Annotated in this window: 16 protein-coding genes; 6 read left to right on the plus strand and 10 right to left on the minus strand. The window is 61.5% G+C overall.

From position 1 onward, the window contains the following. Positions 1-70 precede the first annotated feature (70 nt). Entirely contained in the window at positions 71-514 is a 444-nt protein-coding gene (locus tag H0S73_RS12885; protein ID WP_181052543.1) for a lipid-binding SYLF domain-containing protein, read from the plus strand. 463 nt (positions 515-977) lie between these two features. Here H0S73_RS12885 and H0S73_RS12890 read toward each other — a convergent pair whose 3' ends face one another. Then, positions 978-1,499, minus strand: a complete 522-nt coding sequence (locus H0S73_RS12890; protein WP_343058355.1) for a GIY-YIG nuclease family protein — start codon at positions 1,497-1,499, stop codon at positions 978-980. A gap of 540 nt (positions 1,500-2,039) precedes the next feature. On the opposite strand from H0S73_RS12890, the gene H0S73_RS12895 reads away from it, so the two are divergent. Beyond that, positions 2,040-4,829 (plus strand): SH3 domain-containing protein, encoded by a 2,790-nt coding sequence (locus H0S73_RS12895; RefSeq protein WP_181052544.1) that lies wholly within the window; start codon positions 2,040-2,042, stop codon positions 4,827-4,829. A 25-nt stretch (positions 4,830-4,854) separates the two neighbouring features. Here H0S73_RS12895 and H0S73_RS12900 read toward each other — a convergent pair whose 3' ends face one another. The 3 genes from H0S73_RS12900 to H0S73_RS12910 all read right to left on the minus strand — a co-directional run bounded on the left by H0S73_RS12900 (position 4,855) and on the right by H0S73_RS12910 (position 9,859). Then, on the minus strand, positions 4,855-6,297 hold the full coding sequence (locus H0S73_RS12900) for a porin (protein WP_181052545.1): 1,443 nt from the start codon (positions 6,295-6,297) through the stop codon (positions 4,855-4,857). 145 nt (positions 6,298-6,442) lie between these two features. Continuing rightward, positions 6,443-8,011 (minus strand): aspartate:alanine exchanger family transporter, encoded by a 1,569-nt coding sequence (locus H0S73_RS12905; protein WP_181052546.1) that lies wholly within the window; start codon positions 8,009-8,011, stop codon positions 6,443-6,445. Between the two features lie 291 nt (positions 8,012-8,302). Next, the gene (locus H0S73_RS12910; protein ID WP_246388864.1) at positions 8,303-9,859 is read right to left on the minus strand and encodes an L-serine ammonia-lyase; all 1,557 of its coding nucleotides are present in this window, start codon (positions 9,857-9,859) and stop codon (positions 8,303-8,305) included. Positions 9,860-10,490: 631 nt separating this feature from the next. Between H0S73_RS12910 and H0S73_RS12915 the strand changes: the two genes are divergently transcribed. Then, positions 10,491-11,480, plus strand: coding sequence for a 2-hydroxyacid dehydrogenase (locus H0S73_RS12915; RefSeq protein ID WP_181052548.1), 990 nt, complete (start codon positions 10,491-10,493; stop codon positions 11,478-11,480). A 58-nt stretch (positions 11,481-11,538) separates the two neighbouring features. Here H0S73_RS12915 and H0S73_RS12920 read toward each other — a convergent pair whose 3' ends face one another. Next, complete coding sequence (locus H0S73_RS12920; protein WP_181052549.1) at positions 11,539-11,799, minus strand: hypothetical protein; 261 nt, start codon at positions 11,797-11,799, stop codon at positions 11,539-11,541. Positions 11,800-11,862: 63 nt separating this feature from the next. Continuing rightward, the gene (locus H0S73_RS12925) at positions 11,863-12,381 is read right to left on the minus strand and encodes a Spy/CpxP family protein refolding chaperone (protein WP_181052550.1); all 519 of its coding nucleotides are present in this window, start codon (positions 12,379-12,381) and stop codon (positions 11,863-11,865) included. A 576-nt stretch (positions 12,382-12,957) separates the two neighbouring features. On the opposite strand from H0S73_RS12925, the gene cax reads away from it, so the two are divergent. Further along, positions 12,958-14,088 carry a calcium/proton exchanger gene (gene cax / locus H0S73_RS12930; protein WP_181052551.1) on the plus strand — a complete coding sequence of 377 codons (1,131 nt, stop codon included), beginning with the start codon at positions 12,958-12,960 and terminating at the stop codon, positions 14,086-14,088. A 41-nt stretch (positions 14,089-14,129) separates the two neighbouring features. On the opposite strand, the gene H0S73_RS12935 is transcribed toward cax, so the two are convergent. The 3 genes from H0S73_RS12935 to H0S73_RS12945 all read right to left on the minus strand — a co-directional run bounded on the left by H0S73_RS12935 (position 14,130) and on the right by H0S73_RS12945 (position 17,343). Further along, positions 14,130-15,791, minus strand: coding sequence for a SulP family inorganic anion transporter (locus tag H0S73_RS12935; protein WP_246389281.1), 1,662 nt, complete (start codon positions 15,789-15,791; stop codon positions 14,130-14,132). Positions 15,792-15,990: 199 nt separating this feature from the next. Next, a complete protein-coding gene (gene ppk2 / locus H0S73_RS12940) occupies positions 15,991-16,836 on the minus strand; it encodes a polyphosphate kinase 2 (RefSeq protein ID WP_181052553.1) in 846 nt (281 codons plus the stop codon). 237 nt (positions 16,837-17,073) lie between these two features. Beyond that, complete coding sequence (locus tag H0S73_RS12945; protein ID WP_181052554.1) at positions 17,074-17,343, minus strand: hypothetical protein; 270 nt, start codon at positions 17,341-17,343, stop codon at positions 17,074-17,076. A gap of 247 nt (positions 17,344-17,590) precedes the next feature. On the opposite strand from H0S73_RS12945, the gene H0S73_RS12950 reads away from it, so the two are divergent. Further along, complete coding sequence (locus tag H0S73_RS12950; RefSeq protein ID WP_181052555.1) at positions 17,591-17,944, plus strand: hypothetical protein; 354 nt, start codon at positions 17,591-17,593, stop codon at positions 17,942-17,944. Positions 17,945-18,735: 791 nt separating this feature from the next. Here H0S73_RS12950 and H0S73_RS12955 read toward each other — a convergent pair. Beyond that, positions 18,736-20,124: an ATP-binding protein gene (locus H0S73_RS12955; RefSeq protein WP_181052556.1), complete on the minus strand. Its 1,389-nt coding sequence runs from the start codon at positions 20,122-20,124 to the stop codon at positions 18,736-18,738. A 962-nt stretch (positions 20,125-21,086) separates the two neighbouring features. Here H0S73_RS12955 and H0S73_RS12960 point away from each other — a divergent pair. After that, positions 21,087-21,752 carry a hypothetical protein gene (locus H0S73_RS12960; RefSeq protein WP_181052557.1) on the plus strand — a complete coding sequence of 222 codons (666 nt, stop codon included), beginning with the start codon at positions 21,087-21,089 and terminating at the stop codon, positions 21,750-21,752. Positions 21,753-21,757: the final 5 nt, after the last annotated feature.

Raw genomic sequence — 21,757 nt, forward strand, 5'->3', positions numbered from 1 at the left:
CGAATGTCCGTGAACAGGAGCATGATGTGGCTTGAGAGCGTCTCTGCACGAGAGAAGGGGGGAGGGATTCATGATTGGATTCAGACGCGCATTCCGCTGTGGTTTGGCGGCCCTTGCCGTAACGCTCGCGCCGGCTTCGGTGACGCCAGTTTGGGCGGCGACCGGGACGGTTCGCATCGAGGTCGTTAAGGCCGGGTTCATCGTGGGCGTCGGCGGTGGTCGGGGGACGCTCGTCTTCCAGGGGCGGCGTTATCCGCTGCGCGTCGGTGGCTTGAGCCTCGGCGCGACCATTGGAGCCTCGAAGGCCGATCTGGTCGGACGCGCCTACAACCTGCGCCGGGCTTCCGATATCGCCGGCACCTACACGGCAGTCGGGGCGGGCGGCGCGGTCGGAGGCGGGGCATCCGGCATTCGGTTGCAGAATGCAAGGGGTGTCGTGCTCGACCTGCGTGGCCGCAACGTCGGACTGGAGTTGAACGCCAGCGTGAGCGGAGTGGAGATCGGCCTGCGCTGAGGCGGGACGCTGCTCTCATCAAAGAAGGAAGTATCGAACCTAAAAGTGGAGTCCCTTTTGGGGTCGATGCTTTAACGGTCTGACGCCGTTTCCCTGATGTGGACGATCCTGTCGAGCTTGGGTTGTTCGACGCCGAGCTGGCCTGCCCATTCCGCCAGCGCGGAGTCATAGAGCATGGCTCGAAAGCGCCTCGGGCCCTCCGCGCTTCTTTTCAGCCTGACGAGTTCATCCAAAGCGCGCCGCAGAGATCTCCGGTCCACAGGCATCGTTGCACCTCCCGCGAAATCGCCACCCTGCATCCTTACGACCATGTCGTCAAAAACTCAAAAGTCGTATGGTCCGACGTCAAGGAACGTACCTTTCATCGATCACGCTTCTCGTCGGTTCGCCTATAAGATGGTGGTACATTCCGCTTTCACGCAGGGCAGGATTGAAATCGAACCTGATCAGTCTGTCCGCAGCGTCAGCGCGAACAGCGCTCATATCGGGTTCCGAGCGTGTCCTGCTCATTGGAAAAGCGTTTGAGCGAGCCGTCCGGCTGAGGAGCCATGAGAACCCGCAACTCGTTGCCCGCGACGGCATTGGCGCAGTCGAGGGTGAGAAGCTGTCGATCGCTGGCGGGCCGGACCGATTTGATGCGACACGATGCGCTCGGCGTTTTCAAGCGGTTGCCCGAGACGATCATGGCCGGCACGAAGATATCGACTGGTTTCTTGAACGAGGTGCCTTTCCCGGCATCCGAGAAAACCTCCGCGCATTCGGGACCTCGCTCGAGCCAGCTTCCCTGATAGGCCGAGAGATTTCCTTGCGCCCTTGCGCCTGTCCCTGTAGCCAACACGGCAATGCACAGACCAAGCCCCACGCGCGCCAGATATCCCGCGAGATCCATCATAATTTCCCTTCGTCCCTCCATTGTCGTCCTCCTCTTCCCCAGTCTTCTCCCCCGGTCTTCGCGAACTGCAAAGCTTTCTAGAGACTTGAACATCGAGATCCGTGACTGCGAGCAAACGCAGATACGATGCGCCGATATGACGTCCTTGCAGTCTAACGCTCGGGCCGGGCCCTGCATCGCTCGAACTCAAGGTCGCGAGTAAACTACTCGAGACGGAGCGTTCGGCTTGACCGATAGGGACAGTCTCTTGACAGTTTGGGCCCTACGTCTGCTCCGAGGGCGCTCGAATACCTGCCCCGGTAGTATCGCCGGAGCACATCCGCGGAGAGGCCGTTCAGCCACCGATTGGGTTGGCCCCAAGTGTCAAGCGCCTGTCCAGATCGGTCAAGCAGCTCTTCCAGCTGAACTATAGTGTGCTTTGTCGATGGTGGTATGCGCCAGAGGGGACGTTGGGGGGACGCTCTTGGCGCGATGCGCGTTTTGGTGAGACTCTTCGCAAGGACCTCTGCGTGCCGATGAGCCGCTGTAGGGAAGAGATGTGTGCTCGACCTGTCGGCCACCGCAGGAGCCGAACCGGAGAGGCAGCCGGCAGCTGGAACTTCCCATTGCCGGAACATGCAGGAGTGATGTCCGATGCGTCAGCTGATCGTGTTCGCGCTCGTTCCGATCCTTGCCACCACGACGGTGCTCGCCGCCCCGGGCGTGACCACCACTAACGTGAATTTCCGCTCAGGTCCCGGAACCAGCTTCTCCTCCATCCGGACCCTGCCTGCCGGCACGGCGGTCGAGATCGGCGAGTGTGAGGAATCCGGAAGCTGGTGCGCTGTCACGGTGAAGGGGCAGAGCGGGTTCATCAGCGGGCGCTTTCTGGAGGAGAAAAAGGACTCCGAGGGCTGGCCTCGCTCCTATGAAATCGGCGAAGGCCTGATGGTGCTTTTCCAGCCGCAATTCACCGACTGGACCGATTTCAAGACCATCGAGGCCCTGGTTGCGGCTGAATATGTGAAAGCGCCCGACGTCAACCCGGTCTTCGGCGTAATACGGCTCAAGGGCACAACATACTACGATGAGGATGCGGGCGAGATTGTCATCAGCGACATCACCGTCTCCGAACTCAACTTCTCAGGCCTTGATCGCGATGCCCTGAAAGGGCTCTCGGTGGAGACCGGCAAGCTCCTGCCGACAGGACCGATCACGGTCCCGGAGGCGCGGGTGACGGCAAGCCTCGCCGAACAGAAGCGCATGACCGACGTGATGGGGCTCAAGGCGGATCCGCCGAGGATCCTCGTCTCGAACACTCCGGCGATCCTAGTGCAGACCGATGGGGAGCCTGCTTATGCGCCCGTGAAGGGCAAGACGGGGCTCTCGTTCGTAGTCAATACAAACTGGGATCTCTTTCGGATCGACGACACCGGCGCTTTCTACCTGCGCGACGATACCCATTGGCTGACCGCACCCGCGATCCACGGCCCCTGGACGGCTCTGACGGAACTGCCCGCGCTGCTAACGGAGCTGCCCGATGACGGCAATTGGGCCGATGCCCGTGGAGCCGTTCCGCCGGAGCGGTATCAGGACGGCAAGGCGCCCAAGGTCCTGTCCACGGACGGCCTGGCCGAGATGATCCTGTTCCAAGGCGAGCCCAAGCTCCAGGACGTGCCGAAGACTTCGTTGCAATGGGCTTCCAATACCGAGTCCGACGTCTTCTTCGACAAGGCCGGGAAGCAGTGGTACGTGCTTCTGTCAGGGCGATGGTTCCGCGCGCCGTCGTTGGAAGGCCCCTGGAGCTTCGCCACGCCCGATCTGCCTGCCGATTTCAGGAACATTCCCGAGGACGCGCCGTATTATGCCGTGCGCGCGACCGTGCCCGGAACGTCGGAGGCCGCCGAGGCGCGGCTCAAGGCCAGCATCCCCACGACGGCGCGGGTCGAGACCGGATCGATCACGCCGACGGTCGCCTACGCTGGCGACGCTCAATTCGCTCCCATCGAGACGACCGATCTTGCTTACGCGACGAACACGACGGACACAGTAATCAAGGTGGGCGGGCAGTATTTCCTGCTCCAGGACGGTGTCTGGTTCGTGTCCGACAGCCCGAATGGCCCATGGCAGCTCGCCCGCGAGGTGCCTGACGCGATTTACGCGATCCCGCCTTCGTCGCCCGTTTACGACGCAACCTATGTTCGCGTGTACGACACGGAGCCGGATGCGGTCTGGTACGGTTACACCATGGGGTATCTGTCGGGCTTCCTGGCCTGGGGCACCTATGTCTACGGCTCCGGCTGGTATTACCCTCCATACTGGTACAACTGGCCGGGTTCGGCATACCCGATCTACTACCCACGACCAGCCACCTGGGGAATTGGGGCCTATTACAACCCTGTCCGCGGCATGTATGGCCGCTATGGCTATGCGTATGGGCCCTATCGCGGGATCGCTGGAGCACGGACCTGGAACCCGGCGACCGGCACCTATGGCCGAGCGGGCGCGGCCTGGGGGCCCCGCGGAACAGCCGGCTTCGTCGGGGCCTACAATCCGCGCGGGGATGCGGGCGGCTACCTTGCAGGTGGGCGCAACGTCTATGGAGCGTGGACATCGGCTGGGGTCAAGCGAGGTTCCGAATGGGCGCGGGCGACGGCGCGTGATACCGCCGGTGGCGGTTCGGCGCTTCGGTGGAATACATCGAACGGGCAGGGCTTCATCCGCGAGGGCCGGCGCGGTGACATCTACGCAGGCCGGGACGGCAATGTTTACCGCAATACCGGTGAGGGTTGGCAGCGTTTCGATGGCGGCTGGCAGGATGTGGGTCGACCGGAGCAACGTGATCTGCTCCAGCGTGGCGAAGGGCGCGAGGGCTTGTCGCCGGAAGCCCGGCAGCGGTTCCAGGAGCGCGGCGGCGGCGAAGCGCTCAAGGGGCTTGCCGGAGCCGGTGCTGCCGGGGCTGCGGGTGCTGCGCTCGGCCAGCGCCTGAGCGGGGGTGGGCCGCCCCGGAGGGATATGGCAAACAGCGAAGCCGTTCGTGAACGGCCGCAGCAGCGCCAAGTGCCTCAGCAGCGTCCGGCAACGCAACAACGTCAGGCTTCGCAGCAACGCGAGGCGGCCCCGCAGCGCCGTACGGCGGTAGACCGACCGGCCGCCCAGCAACGATCGGCCTCACAGCAGAGACAGGCGCAGCCGCAACGTCCAGCGCAACGGCCTGCCGCGCAACGTCCGGCCCCTCGTCAGCCGCTTCCGTCAAACGTCATGCGCGATGCCCAGGTGCGGCAGCTCGGCAATCAGCGGCAGATGGCGAGCCGACAGTTCAACCGGCCTCCGCCCCAGTTCTCCCGCTCGGGATCCTTTGGGCCTTCTCGCAGCATGGGCGCGCGCGGCGGCTTCGGCGGTGGCGGGCGTGGTGGAGGCTTCAGAGGAGGGGGGCGGCGTTAACGCTTCAGCGGCTCCCTCCGACCGCTCAGAAGTCGCGCTGGATGCGCAGTCGGCCTGCCCAAGTGCTTTCCGACCCTGTCGGCCGGAAGGCGCCGGTGGGATCGCCGGATGCCGTCTCGATCGGAACGGCGACGCGCTCACGCGGTTCGACCCTGATGTAGAGCGCCTCGACCCCGATCAGGAAATCCTTCACCGGTGTCCAAATCACATTGGCGCCGACGCGAATCTCATCGAAGTCGACGAGGCCCGTGGTCGTCCCCGCCGTCCCGGCCGCAATCGTCGCGGCCGTTGCGGGGACCGTGTACTGGGCAATGCCTGGAGCATCGAAGCGCATCCAGGACCCGAAGACGTTCGTCTGCCAGGTCGGACTCCAGTTGTGATTGAAGCCGCCCGCGATGGAATAGGCCTTGTTGGTCTTGAACTCGCCGGTCAACGGATCGACGAAGGCATCCGTGAAGGGCATGGAGAGCGCGCCGGCGCCGATGAACCCGTTGCTGATCGGGTCCGTCTGACCGGCATTGAGGTAGCCGATCGCGCCGTCCGTATACGTCGCCATCATCCATACGGTATCGCCGACCCCGAGAGCCGGCACATTGGCATAGCCCAGAGCGGCAACGGCAAAGCCGTAATCCGTATCCGCATGGGTCGGATTGGGCAGGCCGGTGATCGGGTTGAGCACCGGGACGTCTACGCCGTTGACGGTCGTGATGCCAGCCGCCACGTCACGGATCTGGTGCAGGGCGCCGGACAACTGCACCTCGCCCCAGGTGCCCTTGTAGCGGAGGTTTGCGACCACGTCCGGCACGCGCTCACCGCCATAGGTCGAGGCGATCGGAGCGAAAACCGGAAATGGACTGCCGGCTCCGAAGAACGGGAAGTCGAGCTCATTGTTGACGCTGCGCTGGGTTCCGTCCTCGAACGACAGAGTCGCGGAGAGGCCGTTGCCGAACGAGAAGGTATAGGCGAACAGGTTCACTTCGGCGTTCGAGGGATCATCGAAGCGCAGGTCACCGAAGTTCGGGACCGGCAAGTCCGGGCTCGTGAAGAAGGATACCGCGCGACCGGCGGTCAGTCCGCCGAACTGGACGAAGGCCTGAGAGATCTTCGGGCTCGTGGAACTGAAGCCGTATGCCCCGGTGTTCCGGGTCATTTCCATGCGGATGTAGGTGCGCAGCAGGCCGTATGCGGTGGCGGTCCGCGCGTCGAGGTTGATGCGCCCACGCCCGCGGAAGCCGATCGTGTCCTGCGAGCGCTCGAATGGTTCGAGATAGAGGAATTCGGCGCGAGCGCGGCCACTGACCCGCAGGCAGGTTTCTGTGCCGGGAATGAAGAAGAAGCCGTTTCCGTGCGTGGAGCAGATCCGGACGTAATCGACGGGGCTTGCGGTCTTGGCGGGCAGGTCGGCGGCCTGTGCTCCACCGGTGATGATCGCCGCGCATCCAAGCAGCAGAGTTCGGACAGACGCCATGGTACAAACTCCAAGACAAAGCCCAGCCGTATCATGGAGGATTGTGCAGACCTGAGAATAACCGTCAAGAAGACCCTAACAGACGGATGACGGGTTTCATTGAATTCTTACAGGGTGTTGCCGGCCAGCACCATGTAGAGGATTCTCAGCTCAGCAGAACCTGAACGGCGATGATTTTGACGACGGTCATGCTTGGGAAACAAATCGCATAGCCAAGATCAGTCCTCTCTGTCGGGGCCAGACGTCCGGCGGCGAAAAGGATGGCAGGATTGCCGGTCGAACCAGCACAGACACCGAGCAGGTCGTCGAAGGGGATGCGCAGCAAATACCCGGCGACCAGCACGACCAGGACCAGGGTGAGCAGAACGGCGGCGCCGCCGAGTAGGATCTGTATCCCGTTGCTGGCGACGGTTTGAACGAAGGGGCTGCCCGCCCCGATGGCGACCGAGCCTATGAACACCGCCAAGCCGAGGTTTCGCAGAACCAGGTTGGCCACCACCGGGATACGCCAGCCCAGCGGGCCGGTTCGACCGAGCCAGCCCAGGACGAGGGCCATGACGAGTGGACCGCCGCCAACGCCCAGGCTGAAGCTGCCGCCTCCCGGCAGAGGAACCGGGATCATGCCGATCAGAAGGCCAAATGCGATCCCGACGCCGATTGAGACAAAGGACAACTCGGCGTTGCCTTTGATGCTGTCGCCGAAATGTCGTTGGAGTTCAGCCTTCCGGTCCGATGGCACTGCCGCCACCAGCAAATCGCCGAATTCGATCGTCAGGTCCGCCGATGCGATGATCTCGGCGTCTCCCCGCCGGATGTGCGATATGACGACAGGAAAATCGGGAAGCGGGATTTCCTGAATGGTCTTGCCGACGAACGCAGCCTTGGAAACGTAGACACGCACCACGTCGAAATTGGAGCGGTCACGGCTGATGCGCCCGGGCTCCTCGTGGCCCACGGCGATCTTGGCTTTCTCGATGCTGGTTGGGCTGCCGACCAGCAGCAATCCATCACCTTCGTGCAATCGTGTTCCTGCCAGGGGCGGCGCATTCACATGGTGCTGGCGAATGGCAACGATCTTGATGTCCGCCGGCAGGATCTCAGCGACTTGCTCAACCGTCCGATCCTCGCAGTTCGACTCGAGCGTCAACTCCGCCACTCGCACGTTCTGGGACGGCGTCTTGAACGTCGGTTTGATCAGCGCAGTCATGATCGTCATCAGGACGATCGGGCCAATGACGCCGAAGGGATAGGATACGGAGTAGCCAATGGCCGGATCCTGATTTCCCGCCGCAGCCAGTGCCGCCTGCAAGGTCGGCGTGCTCGTGCCGGAGCCTGCGAACAATCCTGCCGCTGTCGCCATCGAGATCCTGAGGGGAGAAGCAAGCGCCATCGCGACGAAGAGCGAAGCGACCACGGCCACGGTTGAAAGGGCGATATACTTGAGGCCAGGCCCTTTCAGGCTCATGAAGAACTGCGGTCCATATTGGATGCCGACGCCATAGACGAACATCACGAGGCCGAGCGTGCCGACCAGTCCGGGCGGTGCCGCCTTCGGCGCAATGGCGCCGATGATCAGGCCGGTGAACAGCACGGCACCGGCCCCGAAGGAAACTCCGGCAATCGAAATCTGTCCGACCGCATAGCCGGTGGCGATGGCAAGGAACAGCGCCAGCAGGGGCGAGGCTTCGAGCAACGTACGGACGATATCGAGCATGGGTCCCTCTCATCTTGCGCGACAGCCAGCGTCATGAAATTGACCTAGAGCTGTTTCCACTGACGTGGAATCACCTCGCTTCTTTGTTTGACCGCATCTGTTTGACGGCGAATCGGATCCACATCACCGAGAAATGCTCCAACACCCACGCCACAAGGTCAGGCGAGGGGCGGGGGTCTTTGAAAGCTCGTAGTTGAGGCCCAACGCCTTCAAGTGGAAGGCAACCATCTGGTGGAACGGCAGAACTTCGACTCATTCCACCTGGCATGCATGCGATCTCTCGTCAGACGCTCAGCAGAGCACCAGGTTTTGAGCAAGGCCGGCCTCGCTCGTTTCCTTGTATTTCGGGTTCATGTCCCGGGCGGTGTCGGCGAGCGTCTGGATCGTCGTATCGAGGTCGACCCGATGCCTGCTCGCGATCTCGTTGGTGGCGATCATCGCGGCCACCCAGGCCTTCACCGCTCCGAACGCGCAACGCTCGATGCAGGGAACCTGCACATAACCCGCAACGGGATCGCAGGTCATGCCGAGGTGATGCTCCAGAGCTGACTCGGCCGCGTTCTCGATGACGCGCGGCGGGCTGCCCAGGATCTGCGTGATCAGCGCGGCGGCCATTGCGGAGGCGACACCGATCTCGGCCTGGCATCCGCCTTCGGCGGCAGCCAGGGTCGCGTTGTGCTTACACAGGTAGCCGACGGCGGCACCGGCCAGCAGACCTTCTCGGATCTTGTCCATCGGAATGGCGCGGTCGCTCTGCGTCAGCGCATAGACGATAGCCGGCATCACGCCCGCCGATCCGCCGGTCGGCGCCGTGATGACCAGATGGCCGCGGGCATTCTCCTCGGAGGCGGCCAGAGCAAAGGCCGAAACCAGCCCGATGGCGCGGTCTGTCATGTAGGTATCGTCGTTCGCACGCTCGAACACCGTCGCGGCCTTGGAGTGGAGCTTGATCGGCCCAGGCAATACGTCGTCCTTGTAGGACAGGCCGGTCTTCACCGTGGCGATCATTGCATTGGCGATCTTGTCGAGAAAGGCGTTGACCTGCTCCTCGTTCTTGCCGGATACGGCAATTTCGTTCGCCATCACGACGTCGGCAATCGAGAGATTGTTGCTCTCCGCGTGCTGCCGCAGCTCCTTCATCGTCGCGTAAGGATACTTCGGCTGCCCTTTCTTGGGCGGCTCGTAGCCTTTCCATTCGATGAAGCCGCCGCCGACCGAATAATACTCCTGCTCATAAAGGACCTTGTCGCCCGCCAAAAGCTGGCAGGTCATGGTGTTCGGGTGCGGGAAGTCGCCCTTCGTCGCATCGTAGACGATGTCGGCCAAAGACAGGTTGAACGTCTTAGTGCCCAGCTTTACCGGATAGATCTGCTGGGGCTTCGCGATCATCTCGTCGAGGAACCGCGGGTCCACGGTGGCCGGTTCCTTGCCGACCAGGCCGGCGAGCGCGGCGCGCTCGGTGCCGTGGCCCTTGCCTGTGGCGCTCAGGCTGCCGAAGAGATGAACCTTGAGGCCGCTCGCCTGCGTGAGCTGATCCGCAGGAAGCTTCGTGCAGCGCTGGTAGAAATCATAGGTGATCCGCATCGGCCCGATCGTGTGCGAGCTCGAAGGGCCGGGACCGACCTTGTAGAACTCGTCAGCGACCGTCATGACCGGCCCCCTCGACGACTTGACGACGTCGAGATCCGGGGAAAGGGCTGAACTCATCTTGAGACCCGCATCGCCTCCTGCTGCCTCTCTTTTCGCCTGTTGCACGGCCGCTTCCGTTTCCGCCTGCTGCGCGCGCGCTTCGGGAGACCAAGTCGTACCGGTCATCACGGCCGCCGCCCCTATAGCGGCGTTGCGCATCAGAAAACTCCGGCGGTCAATGCCCGTGGGTGGGTTAGCCGGTTCTGACGATGGGGGAAACAGATCGCTGTCCGTCGTGGAGTGAGTCATGAGCGCGTCCTCCTGGTCGAGGTCCGGAGACACGACATGCGTTTGAAGCAGCTCCGGCCTCTTTCTGTGCGGAAGAATATTTCCTCCGATTGAGCATCATCTTAGGTGGTGACAGAAGAGCGTGCTTGATCGAAAGGGACAATCGATTGACAGTTTGCGCCGCTCCGCTCCAGATTGCCGTCACAGAAGGACTGCGGCTCCCTGGGGAGGACCAACCGGCCTGCGAAAGAGACCCTGGACGGGACTAAATGCCAAGTACTTGTCCCAAACGATCAAGCAGGCTCCTCAAGCCAAGCACATCGTATTCGACACATGGCAGCATGTTCCGCCTAATGCAGTGGTTGGGCAGCGGCGGGAGGATGCCCATGAACACGATGCTCTTGGCTCTTTTAGGGTCTCGGGTTGGTTACGTCATCGGGCTGAAATTCAGTGCAAAGCTGAGCGGATCGGAGGTTGGCCTGCACTGAGACCGACCGGGGCTTCGGAGGTCCATCCGGCTGCCGCTTGTCGGCTTGCGGCGACTCAGAATGGGGATATTCAGATGCGGATCGCAATATTCAGCGCGAAGAACTACGAACGCACGCTGCTCGACGAATTGAACGCAACTCACCACCACGACATTGTCTACTTCGAAACTCTCCTCGAGCCCGACACGGCGTCGCTCTCAGCGGGGTTTCCAGCCGTCAGCGTGTTCGTCAACGATATTGTTGATGGCGACGTTCTCGGACAACTCGCCGCCGGTGGCACGAAACTGGTCGCGACCCGCTCGACGGGCTTCAATCATATCGACCTGGAAGCGGCCAAGAAGCTCGGGGTGACGGTTGTGCGGGTCGCCAACTACTCTCCGAATTCAGTCGCCGAATTCGCGGTCGGGCTGATCCTCGTGCTCAATCGCAAGATTCACCGGGCCTATAATCGTACGCGTGAAGGTAACTTCGAGCTCGATGGTCTCATGGGCTTCGATCTCGTCGGCCGTACCGTGGCGGTCATCGGCACCGGCAAGATCGGGACCATCTTTGCCCGGATCATGGCTGGTTTTGGTTGTAAAGTGATTGGATTCGATAAGTATCGTTCGCCCGAATTCGAACGTATCGGCGGGCGTTACGTCGAGGCCGAGGAAATCGAGGACGCCGACATTATCTCGCTGCATTGCCCTTTGACGCCTGAAACATATCACATCGTCAGTGCCCGTACGCTTAACCGTTTGAAGAGGGGGGCTCTGTTGATCAACACGAGTCGCGGCGGTCTCGTCGATACCGAAGCGGCGATAGAAGCGCTCAAGTCCGGCCAGCTTGGCGGGATGGCCATCGATGTCTACGAGCAGGAGGCCGGTCTCTTCTTCAAGGACCTGTCGAGCACGGTGATCCCGGACGATGTGATCCAGCGTCTAGTCTCGTTCCCGAACGTGATCGTTACAGGCCATCAGGCGTTCTTCACGCGCGAGGCCTTAGGCACGATCCTCGAGACGACGCTTGCAAGCGTCTCGGATTTCGCAGAGGGCCGGCCGCTGACGAACGAGATCACGATGTGATCGCCGCATGTGATCTCGATCCGCGCGGGCAACCGGGCACGTTCCCGCAATGCGTATGTCAGCGCCGACCGACGCGGTTGACCGGACCGCCGCGATTCATCGGAGTGCCAGGGCGTATGCCGACGCCCGGGGCGCCTACGCCGGGCGTCACCACTGCACGGCGGGCCACGGGCGCGACCGGGCGCGCTACGCAGCCTTTAGGCACGCCGACCGTCTTGCAGTAGACGACGGCGTTGGCGGGCACCGGAGCGGCCAGGGAGACCATAGTGAACGCGGCCAGCGCCAATCCGGCATGGTGCAGTGGCTTCGTGAGCAGCATGACCATTCTCCATTGCTGTAGTCCCTGCGCCCGCCATCAGGCGCAGGCCGTTCCGGGTCAGCCTTAATGAGGGAGGTCCCAGACATCGACGTCGTCCTCGTCGTCCATTTCCATGCGGCGGTTCTCCACGCCGGCTCGTAGACCTTCGATGGCATATACCGTCACGAGACGCAGCCGCGTCTTCTGATCGGGCGTGAGGCTCTGGTAAAGCGGCTGCCAGGCATCAGCGAGCTTTCTCAGATTTGCGGCGCGTTCCGCCAGTACGTCGGAACGCTGACGAACGAGTTGCACTGGATCGACGTCACGCGACTGATCCATGCGCTCTCTCAATACGGTCAACCGGCGATAGCGTGTCTCGGCCCTTGCGCGGATTGCGTCCTCCACGGCTGGCCAGAGCTTCTCCTGTTCCGGTGTGAGTTGCAACGCGGCCTTGATCACCCCGACCCGAATGTCGGTCAACATTTTGAAATCAGCCTGGCTCATCCGCCCGTTTTCCGGCGCGCCGGATGGGCTCGAGGTGGCTTGCTGAGCATAGGCCATTGGTGCGCCGACGACGAAGAGGGCCGTCACGATGCCGATCATTCCATTTCGCATCTTGGTCTCCTACTGATTCCAGCAGACGTCAGACTACAGAATCGATTGAGGGTCGCTTGATGGCTTGGGACTTCATCTTGGCACTTTGAGACAATGCCGAAGCTGTGGCCAATGCCCGATTCCGGCCATTCGGATGGCTTCGAGGGTTGCTGCCATACGCAAGGATCTGGAGGTTAGGGTCCCGAAATGTAAAGCGGATTGTCCAAAGTGGACAAGCGATAGGCCTGGGGACGAAGCAGTGCACGACGTGTCCACATCCTGCGGGAAGATGGGGAGCATGTCACGCTTCTTCTGTCACGCAAGGGGGGACCAAGAACTGCGCCGAGACGATTTCGGGTTCGACTTTCCTGACGTGGAGATCGCCTTTCGTCTGACGTTCTGCGCGGTCCTCGATCTCCGAGGCGAATTACGGCCCGCGGACATAAACCATGCGGTTGTCCCATTGAGGTCATGAGCGCGCTGACGAATGGCTGGCCCGAACTGTCAATGAATTGTCCCCGACGATCAAGCGTTGCGGGTAGATCCCTCTAGGGTGATCCCTCACCGGACTCAGGGGACGTGGCCATGACGGACAAACCCTATCCCGTTGCACACCCGGCAACTTTGTCATTCCTGTTCAGGCCGTCCCTCCTGTGGCTCCTGGTCCTTGCGCCGGTTGCGGCCCTTCTCGACCAGGTCGGGGCGGTTCCGGCCGGAGTGGTCTTCTTCTGCGCTGCCCTGGCGATCGTGCCGTTCGCCAAGCTCATCGTCCAGGGCACCGAGCAGGTCGCTGCTCATACCGGCGCCACGATCGGCGGCCTGCTCAACGCCTCCTTCGGCAACCTCCCGGAACTGATCATCGCCATGGCGGCCTTGCGGGCTGGCCTCCTGGAAATGGTGCGGGCATCGCTTGTCGGAGCGCTGCTCGCGAACCTGCTGGTGGCCCTCGGCCTGTCTTTCCTGCTCGGCGGCCTGCGTCACCACAGCCAGGAGTACAACCCGAATGCGGTCCGTACCTATTCGTCGACAATGGTCCTAGCCTGGATCAGTCTGGCGTTGCCGAGCGCGTTCCACCGTGCGCTCGAATCCGAGCCGCATGTGGGCGTGCATGCAACGCTGGATCTCGTCGTGGCCGTCGTCATGCTCGGCCTTTATGGGCTCTTCCTGCTTTACTCCCTGAAGACGCATCCGGAAATCTTTTCCGAATTGAGCGCCTCCGCGCAGCACGAGGAAAGCGGGGAGCACCCAAGCCTCACGTGGGGTGTCGCGACGCTGCTGGTGGCGTCCCTCGGCGCAGCCTGGATGAGCGAGATCCTTGTCGGTGCTGCCGAGCAGGCCGGTCACTCGCTGGGCATGTCGCAGGCATTCATGGGCGTGATCGTCCTTGCGCTTGTCGGCGGGGCGGCCGAGACCGGATCGGCCATTGCCATGGGGCGGGCTAATCGTGTCGATCTCAGCATCGGCATCGCCCTGGGAAGCTGCGTGCAGATCGCTATTTTCGTCGCTCCCATTCTGGTGCTGGTCGCCCCCGCCATGGGGCAGCCGCAGTTCCGGCTGGTGTTCTCGCAGGCCGAGATGTGGATGTTGTTCGGAGCGGTTCTCCTGGGATCGGTCGTTGCGACGACGGGGCAGGCGAACTGGTTCAAGGGCGCCCAGCTGCTGGCGCTATACCTCATCATCGCGACGGTGCTTTATCTGGTTCCAGCCGTCGGGTGATAGAGGGTGATCAATGCTGCTGCAGCCATCGCCAACGCCCTTCACGTCGTGCCTTGGTATCGCGATACGGCTGCGTCGATGGTGGGAGAGAACCGAGTCTCGCCGAAGCGGTCGAACAGCCCGAACCGCCGCAGCTTGTCCTTGACGGGATCCTTCAGCTCGGCAAATCGGAACTCGATGCCTTGCGCCATCAGGGTCTCATCGAGTTCCGTCAGGGTATCGGCCGCCGTCACGTCGACGCTCGTGACCGGTGCTGCCGCGACAACCACGCACCGCACGGAAGTCGGCGATTCCGCCACGGCGGCGAGAACCCGCTCGCGGAACAGCTCCGCGTTGGCAAAGAACAGGGGAGCATCCCAGCGGAACAGGACCAGGCCGGGAATCCTGCGAGCCTCCGGATAGCGCGTGACGTCATGGTATCCTTCCACCCCGGCCGGACGCCCGAGGACCGCAGAATACGGACGCCAGCCGTCCCACAGGAACTCGATGATGGCGATCACGATGGCCAAGCCGATCCCCGGGATGGCTCCGAACACGGCCACGCCGGCGAAGCAGGCGATCGACAGCCAGAATTCCCAGCGCTGGATCCGGTAGATTCGCTTGAGATCGGTCACCTCGAACAGCCCGATCGCCGACGCGATGACGACCGCAGCCAGGGCGGAGGTTGGCAGGTTCCGCAGGAGGTCTGGTGCCACAAGCAGCAGCAGGGCGATGGCGAGGGCGCCGACGATGCCGGTCAGCTGCGTGCGGGCTCCGGCCGCCTCGGCCACGGGCGTGCGCGAGCTGCTGCTGCTGATCGGAAAACCCTGGAAAAAACCGGTGACGAGATTGGCGGCTCCCAAGCCTGTCATCTCCTGGTTGGGATCGACCGTAGTGCGCAATCGTGCGGCGTAGGTGCGGGAGAGCACGCTCGTGTCGGCAAACGACACCATGGCGACAGCGCAGCCCCCGATCAGCACGGGAACGATGTCGGTAACGCCGATCCAGGGTACCGCGAAACGGGGCATTCCCTGCGGGAGCGATCCCAGGATCGCCACGCCGTGGCGCTCCGCGAGGTCGAGCAGGCCGACGAGGAGGGCCGCACCCACCACCGCAACCAGAATTCCCGGTATGCGCCGGCTTCCCCGCAGCAGCAGGATGGTCGCCAGCGTTCCCAAGCCGACCGCAAAGGCGACCCAGTTCGTCCGACCGGCCAGGATCGCTCCGCTGATCGCCCACAGGTCCCGCAGCGGCCCCGTGCTCTCGACGGAGAAGCCAAACAGCTTGGGGAGCTGACTGATCAGGACGGTCAGCGCAATGCCGTTCATGTAGCCGTAGCGGATCGGCTTCGACAGGAGCTCGGTCACGAAGCCCAGCCGGGCCAGTCCGGCCAGGATCAGGACCGTCCCCGATACGAGAGCCATCATGCCGCCGAGGGCGATGGCGCGCTGCGGATCCCCGCCCGACAACGGCAGCACGACCCCGAGGATAACGGCCGCGAGGGCCGAGTCCGGACCGAGCACGAGGATGCGGCTCGGCCCGAACGCCGCATAGACCAGCAACGGGATGATCGTGGCGTAGAGGCCGCAGATTCCGGGCAGGCCGGATGCCACGGCATAGGCGATCCCGACAGGAACGAGCATCGTCGCCAGGACAAGGCCGGCCACCACATCGTGGCCTAGCCATGCCGCCTCGTACCGGAGGAGGATCTCGAGACCGGGCATCCAGCGGGACCATCCGACGTCACGGGTGGCGTCACGAGCGGCCGGCGCCTCAGCCTGATTGCCGGAGCTGTCGGCCTCACGTCCACGTGTCGCACGGTCCCCATCCGTGCGCGGCGTCATCGCGCCCTCCATCCGGCTGGGAGGAAGCGGATCCACTGGATGCGTGCTAGCCATGACCGCGCTCCGGGTTACATGGCCCTCAGTACCGGGCTGGCACGATGTGTGCGACCGGCAACCCGTCCTCTGCTCCCTTGGGCCTGGGTTCCGCCTTCGGCACTTTCGGCAGGTCGACCTTGATCTTCTTGTAAGGGATCTGTTTCAGCATATGGTCGATCAGGTTGAGGCGCGCCCGGCGCTTGTCGTCGGACGGGACGATGAACCATGGATTGGCAGGGGTGTCGGTGGTGCGCAGCATGTCCTGGTAGGCGAGGGTATAATCCCACCAGCGACGCACGGACTCGGTGTCCATCGGGCTGAGTTTCCAATGCTTCATCGGATCCTCGATCCGATCGGCGAACCGCCGCCGCTGCTCGTCGCGGCTGACGTCGAGAAAGTACTTGAGCAGGATGATGCCGTTGTCGACGATCTCCTGCTCGAACGACGGCACGAGGCGCATGAAGCGCTCGTACTCGTCGTCCGTGCAGAAGCCCATCACGCGCTCGACCCCGGCCCGGTTGTACCAGGAGCGGTCGAACAGCACGATCTCGCCGGCGGCGGGAAATTGCGCCACGTAGCGCTGGATGTAGAGCTGGCTTTTTTCGCGCTCGGTCGGTGCCGGCAGGGCGATGTGGCGAAACACCCGTGGGCTCACGCGCTGGGTGATCCGGCTGATCACGCCGCCTTTCCCGGCGGTGTCCCGGCCTTCGAAGACCACGATGATCCGCGCGCCGGTTTCCTTGGCCCAAGTCTGCAGGCGCACGAGTTCGACCTGGAGCTTCCTCAGCTCGCTCTCGAACTTCTTCCGCTTCATTCTCTTCTGAATATCGGAGGAAACCGCGACGCCGAGCTCGGCTCTCTCGCTCTTCGGAAGCTTTTGACGCTTCATGTCATGCTCCGCGGCACTGAAGGACGGCTTCGCAGGCACGGGAACGACGGCTGCATCATTCCCGGTTCGCCGCGGGTGCCGATCGATAGCCAGCATACAGAAGCACGCCGCCGTCGCTTGACCGGACGTGACAATGGTTTTGCATTTTGGGACATCGTTCGCCCTTCCTCCGCCGGGACGGCACGGGGGAAAATCGCCAGGAACGAGTGGGCCGGGATTGGTCAATGAGAGCGCTCTTTATTCGGCGAAGGCCGGCAAGGACGGCAAGGCCGCCTGGCACTCTGCCGCAGGAGACGAAGGGCGTCGGTCACGCGTCCGCGCTCCGGCCATGGTCCTGCCGGCGATCCGCTCGACCCCTGCGCCGTCTCGGCCATTGCCCGGCGGAAGAAGGGCGGCGGGACCGCCGCCGACGACGATGCAGAAGAACCCACGGCGGGCCGCGCGCTCCGCCTCGATCGTCCGGGCGGAGAACACGGGGCGGGGACGGGAACCCGGGCGCGAGCCCATTGACCCCGCACCCCTGTTGCGTGTTACCTCGTCACCGGAGCCGGACGCATCCGGCTCTGGGGCGTGAGAACCCCTCACAGAGCGGCGGACATCGCCGTCTCGATGTCTCCCTTACCTTACGGTCGGGGAGGCGCTGTCGCATGTCCAGGGCGAAAGCCTAAAGGGCAGCGCGGTCGACTCTGTGCGGCTTCTCAACTCCCCGGCCACCAGGGCTCCTGGTGGTCGCTTCAATCAGGGAGTTGTCGCGATGGACCAGCCTTATTCCGCATGGGCCAATTGGCTCTCGAAGTTCCACACCTGGCCCGAATTCATTCAAGGATTGTGGCTCGTGAGCGTGCCGCTGTCGCTCATCGGTGTCACATGGCTGGTGATGCGCGGCCTGCGCGATCTCGTCCGTCTCTCGCGCGGCGAGCGCGACTGGCGCGGCCACGGCGCGTGGCGCGGCCATCTGATCTACGGCGTGTATCAGGACCCGCAGGGTCGCTGGATGGTCTACTGGCACGACCGCCAGCCTCAGGAAGTCGACTGGACCAACCCGCCGCCCGAACTCATCGGGCGAGGGCAGGTGGTGCAGGGCATGTTCCGCAGGCCGGAGGCGTGAGCGGGGGAATGACACCCGCGCCGTCATGGCCGGGCTTGTTCCGGCCACCCAGGTTTTATCCCCCCGCGTCGAAAAAGGCATGGATGGCCGTGACCGATCCCCGGATCAAGTCCGGGGCCGGTCATGACGTGAGAGGGTGCCGATCCGTTCGTGTCAAAGAGCCAGCACCTTTGGGCCCGCAGCTTGCGCTGCGAGCCTTTCGGGTTCGAGGGTGGCGCGTCGGGCAGCCCGGCTCGCTCGTGTGTGTTGATGGAAGAGCCGGACGGCCGCTTCGCGCACGGTTCTTTTCAGGTGGACCAGCTGGGGAGCCCCCAAGGTCGACCTCCCGCGACCACAGGATTGCGAGGCCTGCGGCGGGACCGTGCCTGCTCTCACTCTTGCGACGCCTCGCGAGCGCGCCCCTCGTCAGAGCAGATCTAGGCAACGATATAGCCAAGGTTATCCGCCCTGTCAAGAACAAAGTAAGAACATAACACAGCCCTCACGGCACCTGCTCCGTCATCACCTCCCCGAACTTGATCCGGGGACCTATGCCGGTGAGCCCGATTCATTGAGACATGGCACTTCGAACAATCGAGATAGCCGGGACATGCCCGGCCATGACGTAGGAAGGTGTCATTCCCAGCGGGCAGGAATGACAGCGGAATGACAGCCATGCGCCCTGAACAATCCTCCGAGACGCCACTGCGTGGCTCCTCAGGATGAGGTCAGGTGGCGGAAAGCAAGGTCTCGGCCAGGACAAGGCCTGTTAGTGCGAGCGGTAAGTATTTTTAGTAGATGATTGAAACGTCCTATTGCCTTTGAAGAAAGCCAGCAAATTGCGCATGCCTTCTAAGAGTTGTCTGAACAGCTTGGCAGATAGTAGATGGCATTGTGTTTTCTGGAGAGAAGGCTTTTATTTCAACGATAACGTTAGGGGGGGTCATTGGTGACCGTTCAATCAAAACATCTGCTCGGACACGTCCATGAGGCGATCCAACGGTTTGCTCGTACGCAGCAGAGACCCCAAGTTCTCGCAAGCACCTAGCTATCCGATTCCCCAACTTGGTCGGGTCTGTTGTAACGGTGCTATACCAATCCCTAGCTTCATCAGCGCGCTTTGACTCTCTTTCTCGAAGTGGAGCATAATTGTCAGGGTTCCAATTGCCTTTTATTATTGAATAAAAGTGTGTATTCTCAAGTCTCTCCAAATAACTTTTGCTCAATTTGAAATTTTCTTTATCAAGATCTTTGCAAAGTGGGTGGAGGTCGGCAGCTGCAATAGGTATAAGTCTAATATCAAAGTACAGACGTGCTCTATTATACTCTCTTAGAGGTAATTGCTTCTGGTCATCGGAGTTTAATTGCCTAAACCACGCATTCCAATCGAGTTTGTAGCCTTGGCGCGGATCGGTAAATTGTTGAATGCGAGTGATTCTAAGTCCGTCTGTGACAGGCCAAAGCATTACTACTTGATATGTCGACAGGTCATGCAAAGACGTTGTGTATTTTTGAAGTCTATTTCCTGTCTCTTCGATGGCTGCGCCAATTGTTGGTTGTTGATCGCTAATATCAAGCAAATCGTTTTCAAGAATTTCGTAATCGCTTAGCGTGCGTTCTTGATTGTGAAACTGAAAAGTTTCCTGGATGACTTCAGGCCAATCTTTTGATGGCAGTCCCTCCATAACGAAATCAGAAGCAGATAAAATTCTCCTATTTCGTGTGGTCGCGTCAGACAAAGATTTCTGAAATTCGCGGCTCGTTGTTAGCCAAATGAATAGGACGCCAGCGTCGCGCAGGTCTCCCCGATCCATAAGGCTCAATGCTTCAACAAAGTTCGTTGGAATGGCAGTTCGCTGAGCGGCAACCTCTTCATACTGATCTATGACGACAATAGTTTTTCTACCTTTGGCACGCTGCTGTATTCCTTTAACCGCTGCAGTCAGTGTCTCTGGCTTCTCGATAATATCTCTAGGTAGCTGCTCGACATACAGATCCGGCAGGTGAGTGCCGATCTCTAATGCTGCTGACGTTTTTCCACTTCCGCTAATGCCGAATATCGGGAGAAAGCGGATGCCGCCACTGATCTCCATTGAGCTAAAAGCTCGCTTTACTACTTCTAAAAGCGATTGATTGGGCTTGAGGCGCCCCCTGAAAGGCAAATCAAGGTCTTCATAGCGCGACGGCAGGCGTAGTGACATCGAAAGTCCAGAAAAATAGCTATAGATTGTGGTTGTATCGTACCTAGCTTCAGCTGCCTCTTTACAGGATGCTGAATAGGTTTAGTTGCTGCTATCCATACCGGAGACCGAGGAGTTATCCTCGGTCTCCTGTGCCGAGGGGGTAAGTTTGTCGGTAGCGGTTCCGCTAATCCGTTGTTTTCATTGACCCCGATTTTGGAGGCGCGCAGTAGGTTTGTCGGCTGTCGCGGGCATAGTTTGTCGGTTCTGACGAACAACGGCATGGCGAGCCTAGCCCAACAGCATCGGGACTACAGATCACATCATCTTGGCTTCCTTCGTATCGCCCTCAGTCAGTCGGCTTGATGCAGATCTTGCGTGGATTGGCACGCGCGCCCAAATATGGCCAACGGCCGCGCTTGACCGTGCAACTATCCGATGGGGTGCTATGGCCTACCAAGAAGAAACCAGGATTGTAGCCTGTCCATCCTGCGGGGCGACGAACCACGTTATTATCGCTTATGCTGGCGACGACCGTGCTAACGAGCGGGAGCGCGAAGAGTGCTTCTCCTGCGATGAGCATTTGCTGACCGAAAAATGCTTCGCAATCTATTCTGGAGCAACTCCTGAGGATGCACTCCTAAGGCTCCGGCGCATGCAGAATAGAGCTTAGAGCAAAACTTCAGCTACCTATATGCTGTGGATCTGGCTGTAAGGGGGCCATGCTTCTCCAAGAGACAGCACGCCGATCCAGAATCCCTGAGATTGTCTATCAGCCCTTCGGGGCAAATCCCTCCAGAACACTATCGCCAAGAGGCCGGATATACATGCTTCCGAACGGAAACTCGCCCCTTTATGAGCACGCACGTGACCGCATCGCGTTGTCCACGGTCGGCTTTCTCTCTGTTCCGAGAGCGGGAGGCCCTCCTCCTAGTAACCTAGGATCCGGGACGCTCGCCAAGGTTGGCGAGCGACGAGGCATTGTGACGGCAGCCCATGTTGTCTCTGCGCTGAAGGCGTCGGGCCAAGTCGGTCTCGTACGCTTCCTTACGACACAGGTCGCCGAGCAGCGTGTGACCTTGGATATGAGCCAGATTGGTGACGTGATATTCGGCTCCGAGCCCTGGACTGAGCATGGTCCGGATCTCGCTTTCATGACTCTTCCCTATGACATCGCAGGATCATTGGCCGGCGCAGGATGCGTGTTCATTGATCTGGAGCGTCGACGCGAGATCTTGGCAACTGGCCAATTCGGGGCGAGCGGCTTCTGGTGCCTGGCGGGCGCAGTCGGCGAGCGAATGCATCTGACCGGACAAACGGCGACGAGGGCCATCGTTCACGTGGAAGCCTCCGTCGAGCCTGGGACTGTGTCGCCGCTGACCTTGGCGGACAACTTCGACGGATATGACTTCACCCCTGACACGCACCCCGCTTACCAAGCGCCGGAGAGCTACGAAGGGATGAGTGGAGGCGGACTTTGGATTGCCCACGCCGACGCCCCGGATGCGGAGAAGCTTTCCACACTGTCGTTCGTCGGAGTTAACTTCTGGCAGACGGACGTTGAAATACCTGGGCGGCGCGTCCTCTGCCATGGCCCAAGCGGCATCTACGGCCGACTGGTCTCTGAGGTGGCCCAGAAATTCTCGTAAGGCTT

Origin of the sequence: Microvirga mediterraneensis (genome assembly GCF_013520865.1) — a bacterium.
In the GTDB taxonomy this organism is placed as follows: Bacteria; Pseudomonadota; Alphaproteobacteria; order Rhizobiales; family Beijerinckiaceae; genus Microvirga; species Microvirga mediterraneensis.

Bases quoted from the DNA above. Each gene is read 5' to 3' on its own strand.
- H0S73_RS12945 (WP_181052554.1), bottom strand. From the start codon at position 17,343: ATGGGCTCGCGCCCGGGTTCCCGTCCCCGCCCCGTGTTCTCCGCCCGG.
- H0S73_RS12890 (WP_343058355.1), bottom strand. From the start codon at position 1,499: ATGTTCAAGTCTCTAGAAAGCTTTGCAGTTCGCGAAGACCGGGGGAGA.
- H0S73_RS12950 (WP_181052555.1), top strand. From the start codon at position 17,591: ATGGACCAGCCTTATTCCGCATGGGCCAATTGGCTCTCGAAGTTCCAC.
- H0S73_RS12920 (WP_181052549.1), bottom strand. From the start codon at position 11,799: ATGCTGCTCACGAAGCCACTGCACCATGCCGGATTGGCGCTGGCCGCG.
- H0S73_RS12955 (WP_181052556.1), bottom strand. From the start codon at position 20,124: ATGTCACTACGCCTGCCGTCGCGCTATGAAGACCTTGATTTGCCTTTC.
- H0S73_RS12885 (WP_181052543.1), top strand. From the start codon at position 71: ATGATTGGATTCAGACGCGCATTCCGCTGTGGTTTGGCGGCCCTTGCC.
- H0S73_RS12935 (WP_246389281.1), bottom strand. From the start codon at position 15,791: ATGCCCGGTCTCGAGATCCTCCTCCGGTACGAGGCGGCATGGCTAGGC.
- cax (WP_181052551.1), top strand. From the start codon at position 12,958: ATGACGGACAAACCCTATCCCGTTGCACACCCGGCAACTTTGTCATTC.
- ppk2 (WP_181052553.1), bottom strand. From the start codon at position 16,836: ATGAAGCGTCAAAAGCTTCCGAAGAGCGAGAGAGCCGAGCTCGGCGTC.
- H0S73_RS12910 (WP_246388864.1), bottom strand. From the start codon at position 9,859: ATGCGCAACGCCGCTATAGGGGCGGCGGCCGTGATGACCGGTACGACT.
- H0S73_RS12915 (WP_181052548.1), top strand. From the start codon at position 10,491: ATGCGGATCGCAATATTCAGCGCGAAGAACTACGAACGCACGCTGCTC.
- H0S73_RS12895 (WP_181052544.1), top strand. From the start codon at position 2,040: ATGCGTCAGCTGATCGTGTTCGCGCTCGTTCCGATCCTTGCCACCACG.
- H0S73_RS12900 (WP_181052545.1), bottom strand. From the start codon at position 6,297: ATGGCGTCTGTCCGAACTCTGCTGCTTGGATGCGCGGCGATCATCACC.
- H0S73_RS12925 (WP_181052550.1), bottom strand. From the start codon at position 12,381: ATGATCGGCATCGTGACGGCCCTCTTCGTCGTCGGCGCACCAATGGCC.
- H0S73_RS12905 (WP_181052546.1), bottom strand. From the start codon at position 8,011: ATGCTCGATATCGTCCGTACGTTGCTCGAAGCCTCGCCCCTGCTGGCG.